This window comes from Pseudorhodoferax soli (genome assembly GCF_003337555.1).
In the GTDB taxonomy this organism is placed as follows: domain Bacteria; phylum Pseudomonadota; class Gammaproteobacteria; order Burkholderiales; family Burkholderiaceae_C; genus Pseudorhodoferax; species Pseudorhodoferax soli.
The window spans coordinates 740,147-759,184 of sequence record NZ_QPJK01000002.1; the positions used below are offsets into that span (position 1 = coordinate 740,147).

The 19,038-nt window shown below is 68.8% G+C and carries 17 protein-coding genes; 5 read left to right on the forward strand and 12 right to left on the reverse strand.

Annotated elements, in window-relative coordinates; translation table 11 throughout:
- Nucleotides 1-32: 32 nt before the first annotated feature.
- The gene (locus DES41_RS10195; protein ID WP_114467502.1) at nt 33-266 is read left to right on the forward strand and encodes an ATP-binding protein; all 234 of its coding nucleotides are present in this window, start codon (nt 33-35) and stop codon (nt 264-266) included.
- On the opposite strand, the gene DES41_RS10200 is transcribed toward DES41_RS10195, so the two are convergent.
- From DES41_RS10200 to DES41_RS10250, 11 genes are all read right to left on the reverse strand, one after another.
- Entirely contained in the window at nt 263-1,891 is a 1,629-nt protein-coding gene (locus DES41_RS10200; protein ID WP_114467503.1) for an acyl-CoA synthetase, read from the reverse strand. The two genes, DES41_RS10195 and DES41_RS10200, sit on opposite strands and share 4 nt — an antisense overlap.
- Nucleotides 1,892-1,958: 67 nt before the next feature.
- Nucleotides 1,959-3,269 carry an O-acetylhomoserine aminocarboxypropyltransferase/cysteine synthase family protein gene (locus DES41_RS10205; protein WP_114467504.1) on the reverse strand — a complete coding sequence of 437 codons (1,311 nt, stop codon included), beginning with the start codon at nt 3,267-3,269 and terminating at the stop codon, nt 1,959-1,961.
- Nucleotide 3,270: 1 nt separating this feature from the next.
- Complete coding sequence (locus DES41_RS10210) at nt 3,271-3,744, reverse strand: CoA-binding protein (RefSeq protein ID WP_114467505.1); 474 nt, start codon at nt 3,742-3,744, stop codon at nt 3,271-3,273.
- 46 nt (nt 3,745-3,790) lie between these two features.
- Nucleotides 3,791-4,957 (reverse strand): ABC transporter substrate-binding protein, encoded by a 1,167-nt coding sequence (locus DES41_RS10215; RefSeq protein WP_114467506.1) that lies wholly within the window; start codon nt 4,955-4,957, stop codon nt 3,791-3,793.
- 119 nt (nt 4,958-5,076) lie between these two features.
- Nucleotides 5,077-6,234, reverse strand: a complete 1,158-nt coding sequence (locus DES41_RS10220) for an ABC transporter substrate-binding protein (RefSeq protein ID WP_114467507.1) — start codon at nt 6,232-6,234, stop codon at nt 5,077-5,079.
- A 51-nt stretch (nt 6,235-6,285) separates the two neighbouring features.
- Nucleotides 6,286-8,142 (reverse strand): AMP-dependent synthetase/ligase, encoded by a 1,857-nt coding sequence (locus DES41_RS10225; protein ID WP_114467508.1) that lies wholly within the window; start codon nt 8,140-8,142, stop codon nt 6,286-6,288.
- Between the two features lie 2 nt (nt 8,143-8,144).
- Nucleotides 8,145-8,942, reverse strand: a complete 798-nt coding sequence (locus DES41_RS10230; protein ID WP_114467509.1) for an ABC transporter ATP-binding protein — start codon at nt 8,940-8,942, stop codon at nt 8,145-8,147.
- Nucleotides 8,939-9,736 (reverse strand): ABC transporter ATP-binding protein, encoded by a 798-nt coding sequence (locus DES41_RS10235; protein ID WP_114467510.1) that lies wholly within the window; start codon nt 9,734-9,736, stop codon nt 8,939-8,941. Before DES41_RS10235 ends, DES41_RS10230 begins: the two co-directional genes overlap by 4 nt.
- A 77-nt stretch (nt 9,737-9,813) precedes the next feature.
- Entirely contained in the window at nt 9,814-10,890 is a 1,077-nt protein-coding gene (locus DES41_RS10240; protein WP_114467511.1) for a branched-chain amino acid ABC transporter permease, read from the reverse strand.
- A gap of 171 nt (nt 10,891-11,061) precedes the next feature.
- A complete protein-coding gene (locus tag DES41_RS10245) occupies nt 11,062-11,937 on the reverse strand; it encodes a branched-chain amino acid ABC transporter permease (protein WP_114467827.1) in 876 nt (291 codons plus the stop codon).
- A 111-nt stretch (nt 11,938-12,048) separates the two neighbouring features.
- A complete protein-coding gene (locus tag DES41_RS10250) occupies nt 12,049-12,474 on the reverse strand; it encodes an acyl-CoA thioesterase (protein ID WP_114467512.1) in 426 nt (141 codons plus the stop codon).
- A gap of 57 nt (nt 12,475-12,531) precedes the next feature.
- Between DES41_RS10250 and DES41_RS10255 the strand changes: the two genes are divergently transcribed.
- Complete coding sequence (locus DES41_RS10255) at nt 12,532-14,373, forward strand: ABCB family ABC transporter ATP-binding protein/permease (RefSeq protein WP_114467513.1); 1,842 nt, start codon at nt 12,532-12,534, stop codon at nt 14,371-14,373.
- Here DES41_RS10255 and DES41_RS10260 read toward each other — a convergent pair.
- Complete coding sequence (locus DES41_RS10260; RefSeq protein ID WP_114467514.1) at nt 14,370-15,302, reverse strand: LysR family transcriptional regulator; 933 nt, start codon at nt 15,300-15,302, stop codon at nt 14,370-14,372. The two genes, DES41_RS10255 and DES41_RS10260, sit on opposite strands and share 4 nt — an antisense overlap.
- Before the next feature lie 207 nt (nt 15,303-15,509).
- Between DES41_RS10260 and DES41_RS10265 the strand changes: the two genes are divergently transcribed.
- Genes DES41_RS10265 through DES41_RS10275 form a run of 3 tightly spaced genes read left to right on the forward strand, consistent with a single transcriptional unit; the run spans nt 15,510 to nt 19,034 of the window.
- Nucleotides 15,510-16,934: an SAF domain-containing protein gene (locus DES41_RS10265; RefSeq protein WP_114467515.1), complete on the forward strand. Its 1,425-nt coding sequence runs from the start codon at nt 15,510-15,512 to the stop codon at nt 16,932-16,934.
- Nucleotides 16,931-17,926: a Bug family tripartite tricarboxylate transporter substrate binding protein gene (locus tag DES41_RS10270; protein WP_114467516.1), complete on the forward strand. Its 996-nt coding sequence runs from the start codon at nt 16,931-16,933 to the stop codon at nt 17,924-17,926. The genes DES41_RS10265 and DES41_RS10270 overlap by 4 nt, the downstream gene beginning before the upstream one ends.
- Nucleotides 17,927-17,942: 16 nt before the next feature.
- Nucleotides 17,943-19,034, forward strand: a complete 1,092-nt coding sequence (locus DES41_RS10275) for a lactonase family protein (protein WP_170168134.1) — start codon at nt 17,943-17,945, stop codon at nt 19,032-19,034.
- Nucleotides 19,035-19,038: the final 4 nt, after the last annotated feature.

The following is a 19,038-nucleotide window of genomic DNA, read 5'->3' on the forward strand; positions in this document are numbered from 1 at the left end:
GAAGCCCTGCAGTCTGCCACCACAATGCGGCCATGCCCGCCCAGCCCAAGGCCTTGCCCGCGATCGTGCCCGACCGCTGCACCGGCTGCGGGCGCTGCGTGGGCGCCTGCCCGCCGCATGTGCTCTCGCTCGCGGTGCCGGGCGGCCAGCGCTGGGGCCGCAAGAACGCGGTGCTGCACGACATCGCCGGCTGCACCGGCTGCGCGCTGTGCTTCGTGGTGTGCCCGTTCGATGCGATCCGCATGGAGCGGACCGCAGCCACTTAAGCCTTGGCCCGCTGGCGCAGCTCGAACTTCTGGATCTTGCCGGTCGAGGTCTTGGGAATCGGCTCGAAGCGCACGTCGCGCGGCACCTTGTAGCCGGCCAGGTGGGCCTTGCAGTGGGCCACCAGATCCTCGGCCGTGACCTGTGCGCCAGCCTTGGCCTCGACATAGGCGACCGGTGCCTCGCCCCACTTGGCATCGGGCTTGGCCACGACGGCGCAGGCCAGCACGGCCGGATGGCGGTACAGCACGTCCTCGACCTCGATCGAGCTGATGTTCTCGCCGCCGCTGATGATGATGTCCTTGCTGCGGTCCTTGATGCGCGCGTAGCGGTCGGCCTCGAGCACCGCGAGGTCACCGGTGTGGAACCAGCCGCCCTCGAAGGCCTTGGCCGTCGCCGCTGGATTCTTGAGATAGCCCTTCATGACGATGTTGCCGCGGAACATGATCTCGCCCATGGTCTGGCCGTCGGCCGGCACCTCGGCCAGCGTGGCCGGGTCCAGCACCGTCATGCCGTCCTGCAGCGCGTAGCGCACGCCCTGGCGTCCGTTCAGGCGCGCCTGCTCGGCAATGTCGGCATCGGCCCAGGTGGCGCGCTTGGCTGCCACGCCGGCCGGGCCATAGACCTCGGTCAGCCCGTACACGTGCGTGATGTCGAAGCCAATCTTCGCCATGCCCTCGATCATCGCGGCCGGCGGCGATGCACCCGCCACCATGCCGCGCACGCCGGTCACGCCCTCGCGCAGCGCCGCATCGGCGTTGACGATCAGGCTGTGCACGATGGGCGCCGCGCAGTAGTGCGTCACGCCGTGCTCGCGCATGGCCGCCAGGATGGCCGGCGCCTCCACGCGGCGCAGGCACACGTGCACGCCGGCCTGCAGGGCCACCGTCCATGGAAAGCACCAGCCGTTGCAGTGGAACATCGGCAGCGTCCACAGGTAGCGCGGGAACTGCGGCATGGTCCAGGTAACCACGTTGCCGACGGCGTTGAGGTAGGCGCCGCGGTGGTGGGTCACCACGCCCTTGGGGTCGCCCGTGGTGCCGCTGGTGTAGCTGATGGCGATGGCGTCCCACTCGTCCTGCGGGCCGTCCAGCCGCGCCAGCGGTGCATGGGCGGCCAGCCAGGCCTCGTACTCGTGCGCGCCCAGGCGGCGGTGCTCGCCCGCGTACTCGCTGTCGGCCACGTCGATGACCAGCGGCGTGCGGCCATGCTGGCCCTGCAGCAGCGCCAGCGCCTTGGCTATGACGGGCGCGAACTCCGTGTCGGTGATCAGCACCTGGGCCTCGCAGTGGTGCATCTGCCAGGCCAGCAGCTCGGCGTCGAGCCGCGTGTTGAGCGTGTTCAGCACCGCATTCAAGGCCGGCACGGCGTAGTGCGCCTCGGCCATCTCGGGCGTGTTGGGCAGCATCACGCTGACCGTGCTGCCGCGCCCCACGCCGGCCGCGCGCAGTGCCGCTGCAAGCCGGCGCGAGCGCTCGTGCACCTGCGCCCAGTTGTAGCGGCGCTGGCCGTGGATGACGGCCGGCAGGTCGCCGAAGACCTCGGCCGTGCGCTCCACGAAGCCCATGGGCGACAGCGCCACGTGGTTGGCGGGGTTGCGGTCCAGATCTTGTTCGTAGATGTTCATGCGCTGTCTCCTCGGGCGAAGGGCGCATTCTGGAGCCGGCGACCTTCACGGATTGCGACGAATGTTTTCAGGCCGTGGCCGCCAGCGCCTGGTCCAGGTCCCACAGGATGTCGTCGATGTGCTCCAGCCCCACGGACAGCCGCACCATGTCGGGCAGCACGCCGGCGGCAAGCTGCTGGTCGGGCGCGAGCTGGCGGTGCGTGGTGCTGGCCGGATGGATGATCAGCGTGCGCGTGTCGCCGATGTTGGCCAGGTGGCTCATGAACTGGGCCGACTCGATGAAGCGCACGCCCGCCTCCACGCCGCCCTGCACGCCGAAGGCCAGCAGGCCGGACGCCATGGGCACGCCGCCGATGCTGCGCATCTGCCGCTGCACCAACGCATGCTGCGGGTGCTCCGGCAGGCCCGGGTAGTTGACCCAGCCCACGCGCGGATGCGCCTTCAGGAACTGCGCCACCTTGAGCGCGTTGCTGCAATGGCGCTCCATGCGCAGCGGCAGCGTCTCCACGCCCTGCAGGATCTGCCAGGCCGACATGGGCGACAGGGCCGCGCCGTACACGCGCAGCGTCTCCATGCGTGCGCGCATCGCGAACGCGAAATCGCCGAAGGTCTCGTGGAACTTCACGCCGTGGTAGCCCGGCGAGGGCTCGGTCATGCCCGGGAACTTGCCGTTGTTCCAGGCGAAGTTGCCGTGCGGCTTGCAGCTCTCGACGATCACGCCGCCCAGCGTGGTGCCGTGCCCCGCCAGGTACTTGGTGGCCGAGTGCACGACGATGTCGGCGCCCAGCGCCAGCGGCTGGCACAGGTAGGGGCTGGGCACGGTGTTGTCCACCACCAGCGGCACGCCGTGGGCATGGGCGACTTCGGCCACGGCCGCGATGTCCAGCACCGTGAGGCTGGGGTTGCCCAGGGTCTCGGCGAACACCGCGCGCGTGTTGGGCCGCATCGCGGCCGCAAAGGCCTGCGGGTCGGTCGCGTCGACGAAGCTGGTCTCGATGCCGAACTTCTTCAGGCTCACCGCCAGCATGGTGACCGAGCCGCCGTACAGCGCGCCGGCCGCCACCACATGGTCGCCCGCCTGCAGGATGGTCATGAGCGCCATGGCCTCGGCAGCCATGCCCGAGGCACTGGCCACGGCCGCGCGGCCGCCTTCGAGCGCCGCCACGCGCTCTTCCAGCGCCGCCACCGTGGGGTTGGACAGGAGCGAGTAGACGTTGCCGAAGGTCTGCAGGTTGAACAGCGCGGCCGCGTGCTCGGCGCTGTCGAACACGAAGCTCGTGGTCTGGTAGATCGGCAGCGCGCGGGCACCCGTGGCCGCGTCGGGGATCTGGCCGGCGTGGATGGCCAGCGTCTCGGGCTGGAATTGGCGGTCTGCCATGTTAGGACACCATGGGCCGCTTGGCCGAGATCACGCGCGTGTTCACGCCCGCCCAATGCAGGCCGCCGAACAGCCGCGCGTGCTCGATCTTCACGCAGCGGTCCATCACGCTGTCCAACCCGGCCACGCGCACCAGCGCATCGGCCTCTTCATTGACCACGCCGATCTGCTGCCACAGGCATTTGGCGCCGATGGCGATGGCCTGCTGCGCGATCGGCAGCACGTCCTCGGTGCGGCGGAACACGTCGACCATGTCCACCGGCCCGGCCAGGTCCGCCAGGCTGGCCACGCAGGGCTGGCCCAGCACCTCGCTGCCGGCGTAGCGCGGGTTCACCGGGAAGATGGTGTAGCCATGCTGCTGCATGTACTTGGCCGCGAAGTAGCTCGGCCGGTGCCATTCGGCCGACAGGCCGACCACGGCGATGCGCCGGTGCTGGTGCAGTATGCGGCGCAGGGTGCTGATGTCGTCCGCCATGGGCGCGGGTCTCCTCGGGAATGTGACCGCCCCACTGTAGCCTGCGCTACTTCACATAGCCCGACACCGCCTTCCAGCGGCCGTCCTGGATCTGCGACAGGCGCGACTCGTCCGTGCCCAAACGCTTGGTCGCGGTGTAGCTGGACGGCGCCGCGCCAAACATGTCCGACGGGTAGCTCATGGTGTCCATGGTCTTCACGAAGCTGTCCGTCGTGAGGTTGGGGCCCACCTTCTGCGCCGCCTGGATCAACTGGTCGAGGATGCTGTAGCCGTAGACCGACAGCACCGTCGGGTCTTCGTTGAAGCGCGTCTTGTACTTGTTGGCCCAGAAGCGGATCGGCTGCGAGGCCTCGTCCAGGTAGGGGTGCTGCGCGCCCATCGCGGCGTACAGCCCGTCCATGTTCTTGCCGCCCAGCTTGTGGATCAAGTCGGTGTAGGCGCCGCTGGAGGCGAAGAAGGTGGGCGAGAAGCCGGTCTTGCGCGCCTCGGCAATGGTGCCGATGGTCTCGCGGATGATGGTGCCCAGCACCACGAAGTCGCAGTTGGCCGCCTTGAGCCGCGCCACCTGCGAGGAGAAATCGGTCGCGCCGCGCTTGAAGCTGGTCTTCTCGCCGAGCTCCATGTTCATGGTCTTGAGCCCGGCCTCGGCACCGCGCAGCACCTCCAGGCCGAAGTCGTCGTCCTGGTAGATGGTGCAGACCTTCTTGGCGCTCTTCTCTTTGGCCAGCCCCGGCAGCATCGAGCGGATCTGGTCGTAGTAGGTCGCCGCGAACGAGTACTTGAGCCGGTGCAGCGGCTCGTACATCTCGCGCGCCGCCGTGATGGGCTGGAAGTTGACGATGTTCTTGTCGAACAGTACCGGCATCGCCGCCATGTTCTGCGCCGTGCCCAGGTGGCCCGCGATGATGAACACCTTGTCCTGGTTCACGAGCTTCTGCGCCGCCAGCACGGCGCGCTTGGGGTCGTAGCCGCTGTCCTCGACCAGCAGCTTGAGCTTGCGCCCGTGCAGCCCGCCCTGTTCGTTGGCCTCGTCCACGCGCAGCAGCATGCCGTTGCGGGCCTGCTTGCCGTAGCCGGCCAGCGGGCCGGACAAATCCTGGATGGTGCCGACCAGGATCTCGGTCTTGCTCACGCCCTGCTGCTGGCCCCAGGCGATTGGCGCTGCCGCCAGGGCGATGGCGGCCAGGGCCGCGGAACAGAGACGAAGCGACATGGGGAGTCTCCTGCCACCGCTGGGAATGCGATGGATGTTGCGATCGATGTTACAAATGTCTCACACTTTTCGGCCGCATAGAGGACAAGTGCGGCGCCCGCCGCCCCGCACTTTCCCTATCACTTCACGTAGTCAGAGACCACCTTCCAGCGCCCGTCCTGCAGTTGCGACAGGCGCGACGCCGTGCTGCCCAGGTGCTTGGTCGGGCTGTAGTCGCTGCCGGCGCTGCCGAACATGTCAGGCTCGTAGCGCATGGTGTCCATGGTCTTCACGAAGCTGTCGGTCGTGAGGTTGGGGCCGGTCTTCTGCAAGGCCTGGACCAGCTGGTCGATGATGTTGTAGCCGTAGACCGAGAACACCGTCGGGTCTTCGTTGAAGCGCGTCTTGTACTTGTTGGCCCAGAAGCGCACCGGCTGCGAGGCCTCGTCCAGGTAGGGGTGCAGCACCGTCATCGTGGCGTACATGCCGTCCATGGGCTTGCCGCCCAGCTTGTGGATCAGGTCGGTGTAGGCCGCGCTGGAGGCGAAGAAGGTCGGCGAGAAGCCGGTCTTGCGCGCCTCGGCGATGGTGCCGATGGTCTCGCGGATGATGGTGCCCAGCACCACGAAGTCGCAGCCGGCGGCCTTCAAACGCGCCACCTGCGAGGAGAAATCGGTCGCGCCCCGCTTGAAGCTGGTCTTCTCGCCCAGCTCCATGTTCATGGCCTTGAGCGCCGCCTCGGTGCCCCGCTGCACCTCCAGGCCGAAGTCGTCGTCCTGGTAGATGGTGCAGACCTTCTTGGCGCCCTTCTCCTTGGCCAGGCCCGGCAGCGCCATGCGGATCTGGTCGTAGTACGTTGCCGCGAACGAGTACTTGAGCCGGTGCAGCGGCTCGTACATCTCGCGCGCGGCCGTGATCGGCAGGAAGTTGACGATGTTCTTGTCGAACTGCACCGGCATGGCCGCCAGGTTCTGCGCCGTGCCGAGGTGGCCCGCCACGATGAACACCTTGTCCTGGTTCACGAGTTTCTGCGCCGCCAGCACGGCGCGCTTGGGGTCGTAGCCGCTGTCCTCGGCCAGCAGCTTGAGCTTGCGGCCGTGCACGCTGCCCTGCTCATTGAGTTCCTCCACGCGTAGCAGCATGCCGTTGCGTGCCTGCTTGCCGTAGCCGGCCAGCGGGCCCGATATGTCCTGGATGGTGCCGACCAGGATCTCGGTCTTGCTCACGCCCTGCTGCTGGGCCCAGGCAGCGGGCAGCGCCAGTGCGGCGGCGAGAACCAATGGGATGCGTGCGTGCATGGCGGTGTCTCCTTGCTGTTGTCGTGAACGAAATCAGTGGTGTCAGCGGCGTCAGCGGTAAAGGGCCTCGATGCGCTCGGCGTATTTCTTCTCGATCAGCTTGCGCTTGAGCTTCATGGTCGGCGTCAGTTCCTCGTCCTCGGCGCTGAGCTGCGTCTCGAGCAGGAAGAATTTCTTGATCTGCTCCACCCGCGCGAACTTGGCGTTGACGCGGTCGAACTCCTGCTGGATCAGCGCCAGCACCTCGGGCGAGCGCGTCAGGCTGGCGTAGTTGCTGAACGGCACGTCGGCGTCCTGGGCGAACTTCTCCACGTTCTCCTGGTCGATCATGACGATGGCCGTGAGGTAGGCCCGGCGGTCGCCGATCACCACCGCGTCGGTGATGTAGGGCGAGAACTTGAGTTCGTTCTCCAGCTCGCTGGGCGTGATGTTCTTGCCGCCGGCCGTGATGATCACGTCCTTCATGCGGTCGGTGATGCGGTAGTAGCCCTCGGCATCCACCGTGCCCACGTCGCCCGTGTGCAGCCAGCCCTCGGCGTCGATGGCCTCGGCCGTCTTCTCGGGCTGGTTCAGGTAGCCCATGAACACGTTGGGGCCGCGCACCAGCAGTTCGCCCGTGGCCGGGTCGAGCCGCACCTCGTTGAAGTTCGCGGCCGGGCCGATGCTGCCGGGCTTCATGCGCGCGGCCGGCACGCCGGTGGCTGCGCCGCAGGTTTCGGTCATGCCCCAGACCTCCAGCATCGGCACGCCCAGCGCCAGGTACCAGCGCACCAGGTCGGGCGAGATCGGCGCCGCGCCGGTCACGAGATAGCGCGCGCGGTGGATGCCGATCAGCTTGCGCACGTTGTCCAGCGCCAGCCAGCGCGCGATGCGAAAGCGCGCCTTGTCGGCCGCCGCCACGGGGCGCCCGGCCAGCACGTCGTCGGCGATGCGCTGGCCCACAGCGATGCTCCAGCCATAGGCCGCCTGCTGCAGCCGGCTGGCGTCCTTGAGCGCGATCATCACGCCAGAATAGAACTTCTCCCAGACGCGCGGTACGGCCGTGAACACGGTGGGCGCGATCTCGCGCACGTTCTCGGGCACGGTCTCGGGGTTCTCGACGAAGTTGAGCTTGGCGCCCGTGTACAGCGCCGAATATTCGCCGCCCATGCGCTCGGCGATGTGGCACAGCGGCAGGAAGCACATGCGCTCGTCCGTCGCGTCCTGCGCCACCAGCGTGTTGTAGCCGCGCGCCGCGTAGACCAGCGCGCGGTGGCTGTGCATGGCGCCCTTGGGCTTGCCCGTGGTGCCCGAGGTGTAGACCAGGATGGCCAGGTCCTCGGGCCGGCAGGCGGCCGCGCGCTGCTCCAGCAGGCCGGGGTGCGCCGCGGCATGGGCGCGGCCGCGTTCGCGCAGTGCCGCCAGGCTCATCACGTCCGGGTCGTCCAGCCCGCGCAGGCCCTCCATGTCGAACACCACGATCTTGGTCAGCGCCGGCAGCTGCGCACGCACCTGCAAGGCCTTGTCGAGCTGCTCGTCGTCCTCCACGAACAGCAGCCGCGTGCGCGAGTCCTCGCACAGGTAGTGCACCTGGCTGGCCGCGTCGGTCGGGTAGATGCCGTTGGCCACGCCGCCGGCGCTCAGCACCGCCAGGTCGGCCAGCACCCAGTCGACCACGGTGTTGGACAGGATGGAGGCGGTGTCCCCGGGCGCGAAGCCCAGGTCCAGCAAGCCGTGCCCGATCTCGCGCACGCCCTGCGCCACGGCGGCCCAGCTGTGGCTGCGCCAGATGCCGAGCTGCTTCTGGCGCAGCCAGGTGGTGTTGCCACGCTTGGCGACGGCCTCCCAGAACATGGCAGAAATGGTCTCGCCCGGCACCACGATCTCGGTGCGTGGCTGGATGTGCGACAGGTCCCAGAGTTGGCCCATATTCACCGCCAGTTCTTCTTTTTCTTCCAACGCCGCTCGCCACGCACGCCGGCTTCCTTCATGCCGAGGTAGAACTCCTTGATGTCGTCCTTCTCGCGCAGCCGGGCGCAGGTGTCTTCCAGCACGATGCGGCCGTTCTCCAGCACATAGCCGTAATCGGCCACGTTCAGCGCCATGTTGGCGTTCTGCTCGACCAGGAGGAAGGTGGTGCCGCGCTCGCGGTTGATGCGCACCACGATCTCGAAGATCTCCTTGGTCAGCTTGGGCGACAGGCCCAGGCTGGGCTCGTCCAGCAGGATCAGGTCGGGCGCGGCCATCAGCGCGCGCGAGATCGCCAGCATCTGCTGCTGGCCGCCCGACAGCAGGCCGGCGTCCTGGCCCGCGCGCTCGCGCAGGATGGGGAAGTAGCCGAACACAGACTCCAGGTCGCGCGCCACGCCGTCGCGGTCGCTGCGCGTGTAGGCGCCCATGGCCAGGTTGTCGCGCACGCTCAGCAGCGGAAACACCTCGCGGCCCTCGGGCACATGCGACAGGCCCAGGCGCACGATCAACGCCGGGTCTTGCGCGGTGATGTCCTCGCCCTTGAACTCGATCGAGCCCTTGCGCGGATCGAGGATGCCCGAGATGGTTTTGAGGATGGTGGTCTTGCCCGCGCCGTTGCTGCCCAGCACGGTGGAGATCTCGCCGCGCCGCACCTGCAGGCTCACGCCGCGGATGGCCTTGATCGGGCCGTAGGCGCTCTCCACATTGAGCAGCTTCAGAACCGGCTGGTCGCTGACGGGCGGCGGTACGTCGCTCATGCTGTGCGCCTCAGCGTCGCCACGTCGTCGACCGAGCCCAGGTAGGCCTCGATCACCGCCGGGTCGGCCTGCACCTCGGCCGGCGTGCCCAGCGCCAGCAGCTCGCCCTGGTTCATGGCCAGCACGCGGTCGGACACCTTGGACACCAGCGACATGTCGTGTTCCACCATGAGCACGGTCACGCCCAGTTCGTCGCGGATGTCCTGGATCCAGAAGGCCATGTCGTCGGTCTCCTCCACATTGAGGCCAGAGGAAGGCTCATCGAGCAGCAGCAGCTTGGGCTCGGTGCACAGCGCGCGCGCCAGCTCCACCACCTTGCGCACGCCGTAGGGCAGGCCGGCCACCATGGCGTCGCGGTGGTGCTGCAGGTCCAGCAGCTCGATCACGCGTTCGGCGTGCTCGCGCGCGTCGAGTTCGGCGCGCCGCGCGCGCGGCGTGAACAGCAGGTCGCCCCACAGGCCGGTCTGGCGGTGCGTGTGGCGGCCGATCAGCAGGTTGTGCAGCACGGTGGCATGCTCGAACAGCTCGATGTTCTGGAAGGTGCGCGCGATGCCCAGCGCCGCGATGCGGTGCGGCGCCTGTGCCGTCAGCGACTCGCCGCGGTAGCGGATCTCGCCCGAGGTCGGCGTGTAGATGCGGCTGATCAGGTTGAACACCGTGGTCTTGCCCGCGCCGTTGGGGCCGATCAGCGTGAAGACCTCGCCCTCCTGCACGTCGAAGCCCACGCGGTTGACGGCCAGCACGCCGCCGAAGCGCATGCTGACGTCCTGCACCTGCAACAGCGGCGCGGTCATGGCCCCCACGCTTGTCACTGCGTGTACTGCGCTGCCCCCCGGGGGGGCCTTCGCACCTTGGGGCGGCCCGGCGGTGCTCACTTGAGACGCTCCGACTTCTGAAACGACTTCTGCCGCTTGAACATGCCCTTGCGGTAGAACGGGAACATCGCGAAGTAGGTCCGCACCTTGAGCCAGCGCCCATACAGGCCCAACGGCTCGAACAGCACGAACACGATCAGCACCAGCCCGTAGACGAAGCCCTGCAAACCCGGCGCCATGCCGATCACCTCGGGCAGGTAGCCCTTGCCCAGCGCGATCAGCTGCGGCATGGCGATCAGGAAGGCCGCACCCAGGAAGGCGCCGTGCACCGAGCCCAGGCCACCGATCACCACCATCAGCAGCAGGTCGATCGACTGCAGCACGCTGAACTGGTCGGGCGACAGGAAGCTGATCTTGTGCGCGTACAGCGCACCGGCCAGGCCGGCCAGCGCCGCCGACAGCGAGAACGACAGCGTCTTGTAGCGCGCCAGATGGATGCCCATGCTCTGCGCCGAGACCTCTGAATCGCGGATCGCGACGAAGGCGCGGCCGGTCGGCGCACGCAGCAGGTTCAGGATGGCCAGCGTGGCGACCACCGCCAGCGCCAGGCACAGGAAGTAGAAGCCCTCGCCGCTGTCGAGCTTGAAGCTGCCGATGGCCGGCGCCTTCATGTGCAGGCCGGCGTTCCCGCCCGTCACGCTCTCCCAGCGTGCCAGCACCTCCTCGACGATCACGCCGAAGGCCAGCGTGGCCATGCCCAGGTAGATGCCCTTCACGCGCAGCGCCGGCAGGCCCACCACCACGCCCACGGCCGCCGCCAGCACCATCGCCATCACCATGGCCAAGGGGAACGGCCAGCCCAGGTTGGTCAGCACGCCCTGGGTGTAGGCGCCCACGCCCAGGAAGGCCGCGTGCCCCAGCGAGAACTGGCCCGTGAAGCCCGACAGCAGCATCAGCCCCAGGCCCGCGATGCCGTAGATCAGCACGAAGGTCAGCTGCGCCAGCCAGTACTCGGGCAGGGCCAGCGGCGCCAGCAGCAGCGCCACGAGCAAGAGGCCATACCAGAAGCGGTGGCCCTCGTGCTTGGCCAGGGCGATGTCCTGCGCGTACCCGGTCTTGAACAGGAATCTCATATCAGTCCGCCCGCCGGGCCGCCCCAAGGGCGGACTGCGCCCCCATGGGGGGAAGCGATACGCGCAGCGATGAGCGTGGGGGCTTGCGTACTTCCGCTCGCTGGGCCGCCCCAAGGGCGGACTGCGCCCCCTTGGGGGGAAGCGATACGCGTAGCGATGAGCGTGGGGGCTTCATACCTTCTTTCGCAACCGTTCGCCGAACAGGCCGTTGGGCCGCACCATCAGCATGACCAGCACCACGATGTAGGCCGCCGTGTCCTTGAAGCCATCGGGCAGGTAGAAGCCGGCCAACGACTCCACCACGCCGATCAGCACGCCGCCCACGATGGCGCCGGGCAGGCTGCCGAAGCCGCCGACCACCGCCGCCGGGAAGGCCTTGAGCCCGATGAAGCCCATGTTGGCGTGCACGAAGGTGATGGGCGCCAGCAGCAGCCCGGCCAGCGCCGCCACGGCCGCCGCGAGGCCCCAAACCAGGCCGTTGAGCCGGCGCACCGGAATGCCCATGTAGTAGGCCGCGAGCTGGTTCTGCGAAGAGGCCTGCATGGCGATGCCGAGCTTGCTGTAGCGGAACAGCGCGAACAGCAGCGCGCACAGCACGCCCGTGGCGCCGATCACGACCAGTTGCTCGGCGTTGAGCACCAGTTCGCCCAGGCGGTAGATCTCGTCCTTGTAGGGCACGGGCAGCGTGTGCGTCTCGGTGCCGATGCCGGGCACCATGGTGACGAGGCCGCGCGCCACGTAGCCAATGCCGATGGTCAGCATGACGATGGAGAAGGCCGGCTGCCCCAGGATCGGCCTGATCACCACGCGTTCGAGCAGCATGCCCAGCAGCGCCACGACGGCCACCGCACAGACCACGGCAACCCAGAACGCCAGGCCCAGCCAGGTCATCGCGGCGAAGCCAGCGAAGGCCCCCAGCATCATGAGTTCGCCCTGGGCGAAGCTGACGGTTTCGGTGGCCTTGTAGATCAGCACGAAGCCGAGCGCGATCAGGCCATAGATGCAGCCCTGCGCGATGCCACTGATCACCAGCTGGAGAAACTGCACCCGGGCCCCCATGTGTTGTGCCCGGGGTTTATAGCCGTGCCCCGCGCAACGGCGCTCAGGGTTGTTCCTCATCCACCGGGCAACGCGGCCCAGTCTAGGGTTTTGCCGGGGTCAGCCCGGTGCTGGCGTCGCCGTTGGCTGCACCAAACGCGGCCGTCCATCGTCGCCGATGGCCACGTAGGTCAACCGCGCCTCGGTGACCTTCACGTAGCGCTGCTCGGCGTGCCGGCGCTCGGCGTAGACCTCCACCTGCACCGTGACCGAGGTCTTGCCCACGCGCGTGATGGCGGCGAAGAAGGACAGCAGGTCGCCCACGCGCACCGGCTGCTTGAAGATGAACTCGTTGACGGCCACGGTGGCGAACTTGCCGACGATGAGCCGCGCCGGCAGCACGCCGCCCGCCAGGTCGACCTGGGCCATGACCCAGCCGCCGAAGATGTCGCCATTGCCGTTGGTGTCGCCCGGCATGGGAATGACCTTGAGCACCAGTTCCATGTCGGAGGGCAATGCGACGGGGGCGCTTGAATCGGTGGACATCCGGGACAATCTCCGAAGAACAAGAAGAAGACTTGCAACGCCACCGATTGTCTGCCAATGCGCCACCTCGCCCCCTCCGCTCCCTCCCCCACGACCGCCCCCGGCGCACCGGCGGCGCCCGCCCCGGCGCGCTCGGACTGGGCCACGCTGCGCCGCCTGCTGCCCTACCTGTGGCAGTACAAGTGGCGCGTGGGCTTCGCGCTGGCCTTCATGCTGGGAGCCAAGTTCGCCAACGTGGGCGTTCCGGTGCTGCTGAAGAACCTCATCGACGCGATGACGCTCAAGCCGGGCGACCCCGCCGCCGTGCTGGTCGTGCCCGTCGCGTTGCTGGTGGCCTACGGCCTGCTGCGCCTGTCGACCTCGCTGTTCGCCGAATTGCGCGACCTGGTGTTCTCCAAGGCCACCCAGGGCACGGCGCGCACCATCGCGCTGCAGACCTTCGAGCACCTGCATGCGCTCTCGCTGCGCTTCCACCTGGAACGCCAGACCGGCGGCATGACGCGCGACATCGAGCGCGGCGTGCGCGGCATCGAGTCGCTGATCTCGTACTCGCTCTACAGCATCGTGCCCACGCTGGTCGAGGTGGCCCTGGTGCTGGGCATCCTGGCCGTCAAGTTCGACGCCTGGTTCGCCTGGATCACGCTGGCCGCGCTGGTGCTCTACATCGCCTTCACGGTGACGGTGACCGAATGGCGCACGCAGTTTCGCAAGCAGGTCAACGAGTTCGATTCGACGGCCCACACGCGGGCCATCGATTCGCTGCTGAACTACGAGACCGTCAAGTACTTCGGCAACGAAGGCTACGAGGCCGGCCGCTACGACGAGAGCCTGGAGCGGCTGCGCCGCGCGCGGCTGAAGAGCCAGAGCACGCTGTCGCTGCTGAACACCGGCCAGCAGCTCATCATCGCCTGCGCTTTGGTGCTGATGCTGTGGCGCGCCACCCAGGGCGTGGTCGAAGGCCGCATGACGCTGGGCGACCTGGTGATGGTCAACGCCTTCATGATCCAGCTGTACATCCCGCTCAACTTCCTGGGCGTGCTGTACCGCGAGATCAAGCAGAACCTGACCGACCTGGACAAGATGTTCACGCTGATGGAGCGCGAGCGCGAGATCGCCGATGCACCCGGCGCGCTGCCGCTGGACACCACGCGCGGCAGCGGCATCCGCTTCGAGAACGTCGACTTCGCCTACGACCCGGCGCGGCCCATCCTGCACGGCGTGAGCTTCGAGATCCCGGACGGCAAGACGGTCGCCGTGGTCGGCCCCTCGGGTTCGGGCAAGAGCACCCTCGGGCGGCTGCTGTTTCGCTTCTACGACATCCAGCGCGGCGGCATCCGCATCGCCGGGCAGGACATCCGCGCCGTGACGCAGTCCAGCGTGCGGGCCGCCATCGGCATCGTGCCGCAGGACACCGTGCTGTTCAACGACACCATCGCCTACAACATCGGCTATGGCCGGCCGGGCGCCAGCCAGGCCGAGATCGAGGCCGTGGCCCGCGCGGCGCACATCCACGACTTCATCGCCGCCATGCCGCTGGGCTACCAGAGCATGGTGGGCGAGCGCGGCCTGAAGCTGTCGGGCGGCGAGAAGCAGCGCGTGGCCATCGCGCGCACGCTGCTCAAGAACCCGCCCATCCTGATCTTCGACGAGGCCACCTCGGCGCTGGACTCGGCCAACGAGCGCGCCATCCAGGCCGAGCTGCAGTCGGTGGCACGCGGGCGCACCACGCTGGTCATCGCGCACCGGCTGTCCACCGTGGTCGATGCGCACGAGATCCTGGTGATGGAAGCCGGCCGCATCGCCGAGCGCGGCACCCATGCCGAGCTGCTGGCCGCCGGCGGGCGCTACGCGCGCATGTGGGCGCTGCAGCAGAACGAGCCGGCACCTGCGGCCGCTTAGGTCTCGCGGTATTGCGTCGCCGCGCGCACGTCCTGGATGATCTTCTCCGCCAGGCGCGCAGCCGCCGGCGACAGCGTCTGATTGGGCAAGGTGATCAAGGCCATCTTGCGCTGGAACGCCGGCTTGACGATCTCCAGGATGCGCGCGCTGGGCGCCGTCGCCCGGGTCAGCGAGGACGCGGGCAGGATGGCCGCACCGACGCCGGCCTCGGCCATCGCGATGATGGTCTGGGCCTGCACGAACTGGAAGCGCACGGTGGGCACCAAGCCGGCTTCGGCCATCTTCGCGTCGATCAGCGCGCGCACGGCGGTGGCCGAGCTCGACAACAGCAGCGGCAGCCTGGCCAGGTCGGCCAAGCTGATGCGGCTGGTCAGCTTGGGGTAGTAGGTCCAGGGCACCAGGGCCTGCAGCGGCTCGATCAGGATGGTCTGGAAGCGGAAGCTGCTGTCCTCGGCCTGCGGCCCGATGGCGAAGTCCACCTTGCGGCTGCGCGCCGCCTCGAACAGTTCGGCCGACGTGAGCTCGTGCACGTCGACCGAAATCTGCGGGTAGGCCTTGGTGAACTCGGCCAGCACGCGCGGCAGGTAGACCGAGGCCAGGTTGGGCGAACTGGCCAGCGAGAGCTGCCCGCGCTTGAGGTCGCTGGTTTCCTTGATTTGCCGTAGGCCCAGGTCGAGCTCGTAAAGCGCACGCCAGGCGCTGTCGCGCAGCAGCCGGCCCTCGTCCGTCAGCGCGACCGAGCGCGTGGTGCGCTCGAACAGCCGCACGCCGAGCTGCTCCTCCAGCTGCTGGATCTGCGCACTGACCGCCGAATGCGAGCGGTGCACCGCACTGGCCGCCAACCGGAAGCTGCCGCGCTCGGCCACCGCCAGGAAGGTCTGCAGCAGTTTCATGTTGATGTTGCCGAGGTGGTCGAGTTCGTGCGCCATTGGTTTGCAAATCAGGACAGTCGTCAACTTTAACGCGCTTGTCGGTTCAATCGGCCAAACCTACACTTTTTGCGGCGGCACCGTTCCGGGTGCCCCGACGCCCCTCCCGCGGCAGCCGCGCGCCACGCGCGCACAGAACAACGAAAGCAGAGACGACATGCAAGCAGCGCCACGCCGGCACTCTCCCTTCTCCCCGGATTCCCGACCATGATCTACCACCATCTCTACAAGAAGTTCGCCACGAAGAACCTCGTGCGCGTCGGCGTGATCGGCGCCGGGGCCTACGGCACGGCCATCGTCACGCAGGACCCGCACACGCCGCTGCTGCGTGTCGTCGCCGTGGCCGACATCTCGCGCGACGCGGCCCAGGGCGCGTACGCCAAGGCCGGCATCGCCGCCGACACCGTGGCCTACGCCGCGACCGCGGCCGACGCCCAGGCGCTCATCGCCCAAGGCAAGCGCATCTACACCGACCGGCCCGAGATCGTGGCGCACATCGCCGATGTCGACGTGGTCTGCGAGAGCACCGGTTCAGCCGAGGCCAGCGTGACCAATGCGCTGGCCGCGATCGCCCACGGCAAGCACGTGGCCATGATCACCAAGGACTGCGACGCCTGCGTCGGCCCCATGCTCAAGAAGATCGCCACCGCGGCCGGCGTGGTCTACACCCCGGTCGATGGCGACCAGCACGGCCTGTTGATCCAGTTCTACGAATGGGCCAAGTCCGTCGGCCTCACCGTGCTGAGCGGCGGCAAGGCGACCGACGGCGAGTTCATCTACGACGAAGCGCGCGGCACCGTCACGATCAAGACCGACAAGCACATCTACCCGCCGGCGCAGGAAACCATCACCATCGCGCCGCAGGACCGCAAGTACCTGGAGAAGATTCCGCCAGGCCAGGTGGAAGAGTACGTCGCGCGCCGCAGCGAGATCCTCGCCGGCCTGCCGCAGCCGGGCGCCTACGACCTGTGCGAGATGACCATCGCCGCCAACTACACCGGCCTGGCGCCGGCCGTGGACACGCTGGTGCACGCCCCGCTGCGCATCACCGAGATCCCGGAGGCCTACAGCACGCGCCAGTACGGCGGCCTGTTCGCGCAGGCCGGCGTGATCGACCTGGCCACTTGCATGCGCGCACCGAACGAGTCGGGCCTGGGCGGTGGCGTGTTCCTGGTGGTGCGTTGCGACAACGCCTACTCCAACCATGTGCTGACGACCAAGGGCCAGATCGCCAACCACGACGACAGCACGGCCGTGATCTACCGGCCCTACCACCTGTGCGGCGTGGAGACCTCCAGCTCCATCCTCGTGGCCGGCCTGCTGGGCCTGGACACGGGTTCCGACGACTACCGCCCGCGCTTCGACCTGGTCAAGGTGGCGGCGCACGACATCGCCGCCGGCGAGGTCTTCGGCAACGACCACAGCCAGCAGCTCAAGGCGCGCATCGTGCCGGCCCGCCCGATCGGTGCCCGAGGCGACGGCACTGCCGCCTGCGCCCATCTGCTGACCGGCAACCGCGCGGCCGTCGACATCCCGGCCGGCACGCTGGTCACCTACGACATGGTGGTGGAGCCCGAAGGCTCGGCCCTGTGGGCCCTGCGCCGCCGGCAGGACGCGGAGTTCCTCCCGTGAAGCCGCTGCACGCCGACCCGACCCGCCGCCTGGCGCTGCAGGCCCTCGCCGCGCTCGTGGGGGGCAGCGCCCTGCCCGCCGCCTTCGCTGCGCCCGACTACCCGAGCCGGCCAATCCGCGTGGTCGTCCCCTTCGCCCCCGGCGGCACGGTGGACGTGGTCGCCCGCATGCTGACCCCGGCCTGGGGCGAGCTGCTGGGCCAGCCCATCGTCGTCGACAACCGCTCCGGCGCGGGCGGCATGACGGGTGCCGACAACGTGGCCAAGTCGCCGCCGGACGGCTACACCCTGCTGGCCTTCCACGTCGGTCTGACCTACGGCAGCGCGCTGTTCAAGAAGCTGCCCTACGACGTCAAGCGCGACTTCCAGCCCGTGGGCCTGCTCGGTGCCACGCCCAGCATCCTGGTGGTGAACAACAAGTCCCCCGTCAGGTCCGTCGGCGAACTGCTGGCCCTGGCGAAGAAGGACCCCGGCGCGCTGAACTACGCCTCGGCCGGCATCGGCGCCTCCTCGCACCTCGCGGTGGAACTGCTGCAGGTGGTGACCGGCGCCAGGTTCACGCACGTGCCCTTCCGCGGCGGCGCGCCGGCCGTGACGGCCACCATGGGCGGCGACACGCAGATGATGGTGGAGACCAGCGCCTCGGTGCTGCCGCACATCAAGGCCGGCAAGCTGCGCGCGCTGGCGGTCACGGGCGAGAGCCGGCTGGCCGACCTGCCGGAGGTGCCGACCATGAAGGAGGCCGGCGTGGCCGACTACGTCTACACCACCTGGTTCGGCCTGTGGGCACCGGCGGCCACGCCGGCCGCCATCGTCCAGAAGCTGCACCAGGCGACGCAGGCCGCGCTCGACAAGCCTGCCACCCGGCAAGGCCTGGCGCGCGCTGGCGTCGAGGTGCGCCACGCCAGCACGGCGGAGTTCGAGAAGCTGGTCCATGCCGACGTGGACAAGTGGTCGCAGATCATCAAGAGTGCCGGGATCGAACCCGAATGAGGCTCTGCAGGCACCGATGACCCCAGGCAAGCACTTCGTCTACGTCTCCCACCACGAGAGCGGCGACATCGCGCCCTATGCGCTGGCGGCCGACGCGGCCGCCCTGGCGCCGCTGCCACGCGTGGCCGCCGGCCGGCTCGTGATGCCGCTGGCGGCCAGCCCCGACGGCCGCTTCCTGCACGCCGCCATCCGCACCGAGCCCTTTGCGCTGCGCAGCCACGCGATCGCGCCGGCCACGGGCGCACTGCAGCCGCTGGGCGCCACGCCCATGCCCGACAGCATGGTGGGCATTGCGGTCGACCGCAGCGGCCGCTGGCTGCTCGCGGCCGCCTACGGCGCGGACGCCCTGTACGTCTTCGCCATCGACGCACAGGGCCATGTGCTTCCCACGCCCGCGCAGCGGCTGTCCAGCGGCGGCATCAAGCCGCATGCCATCTGCATCGATGCGGCCAACCGCTTCGTCTACGTGCCGCACCTGGGCACCGACGAGGTGCGCGTCTACGCCTTCGATGCCAAAGCCGGCCTGCTGACGCCCTGCGTGCCGGCGCGAGCCCGGCTGCCCGCCGGCACCGGGCCACGCCACCTGGTGCTGTCCCCGGACGGGCGCTTCCTCTACGTGCTGGGCCAGCTCGACGGGCGCATCACGGTGCTGCGCCGTGACGCCGCCAGCGGTGCGCTGGACACGGTGCAGGTGCTCGACGCTGTGCCGCCCGGCAACGGCCTGTTGCCCGGCAAGCCGCGCCCGCCCTCAGGCTCGGCCCAGGCCCTGCCGGCGGAGACCGACGTGTTCTGGTGCGCCGACATCCAGATCCGGCCGCAGGGCGACTTCCTCTACACCACGGAGCGGGCGAAGAGCACGGTTTCCGTGCTCGCCGTCGACCGGGCCAGCGGCCACCTGCGTCTGGTCGATTGCATCCCGACCGAGAAGCAGCCGCGCGCCATTGCCATCGATCCACAGGGCCGTTGCCTCGTGGTCAGCGGCGAGGCTTCTCCAACGCTGTCGCTCTATGCCATCGATGCCACCAGCGGCACGCTGGCGCTGCAGCAACAGCAACCCGCCGGCGCCGGCGCGAACTGGGTGCTGTTCGCCACGCCCCCCCTTTCTTGAACAG

Coding starts and splice junctions, on each gene's coding strand:
- DES41_RS10195 (WP_114467502.1), top strand. CDS start 33: ATGCCCGCCCAGCCCAAGGCCTTGCCCGCGATCGTGCCCGACCGCTGC.
- DES41_RS10200 (WP_114467503.1), bottom strand. CDS start 1,891: ATGAACATCTACGAACAAGATCTGGACCGCAACCCCGCCAACCACGTG.
- DES41_RS10205 (WP_114467504.1), bottom strand. CDS start 3,269: ATGGCAGACCGCCAATTCCAGCCCGAGACGCTGGCCATCCACGCCGGC.
- DES41_RS10210 (WP_114467505.1), bottom strand. CDS start 3,744: ATGGCGGACGACATCAGCACCCTGCGCCGCATACTGCACCAGCACCGG.
- DES41_RS10215 (WP_114467506.1), bottom strand. CDS start 4,957: ATGTCGCTTCGTCTCTGTTCCGCGGCCCTGGCCGCCATCGCCCTGGCG.
- DES41_RS10220 (WP_114467507.1), bottom strand. CDS start 6,234: ATGCACGCACGCATCCCATTGGTTCTCGCCGCCGCACTGGCGCTGCCC.
- DES41_RS10225 (WP_114467508.1), bottom strand. CDS start 8,142: ATGGGCCAACTCTGGGACCTGTCGCACATCCAGCCACGCACCGAGATC.
- DES41_RS10230 (WP_114467509.1), bottom strand. CDS start 8,942: ATGAGCGACGTACCGCCGCCCGTCAGCGACCAGCCGGTTCTGAAGCTG.
- DES41_RS10235 (WP_114467510.1), bottom strand. CDS start 9,736: ATGACCGCGCCGCTGTTGCAGGTGCAGGACGTCAGCATGCGCTTCGGC.
- DES41_RS10240 (WP_114467511.1), bottom strand. CDS start 10,890: ATGAGATTCCTGTTCAAGACCGGGTACGCGCAGGACATCGCCCTGGCC.
- DES41_RS10250 (WP_114467512.1), bottom strand. CDS start 12,474: ATGTCCACCGATTCAAGCGCCCCCGTCGCATTGCCCTCCGACATGGAA.
- DES41_RS10255 (WP_114467513.1), top strand. CDS start 12,532: ATGCGCCACCTCGCCCCCTCCGCTCCCTCCCCCACGACCGCCCCCGGC.
- DES41_RS10260 (WP_114467514.1), bottom strand. CDS start 15,302: ATGGCGCACGAACTCGACCACCTCGGCAACATCAACATGAAACTGCTG.
- DES41_RS10265 (WP_114467515.1), top strand. CDS start 15,510: ATGATCTACCACCATCTCTACAAGAAGTTCGCCACGAAGAACCTCGTG.
- DES41_RS10275 (WP_170168134.1), top strand. CDS start 17,943: ATGACCCCAGGCAAGCACTTCGTCTACGTCTCCCACCACGAGAGCGGC.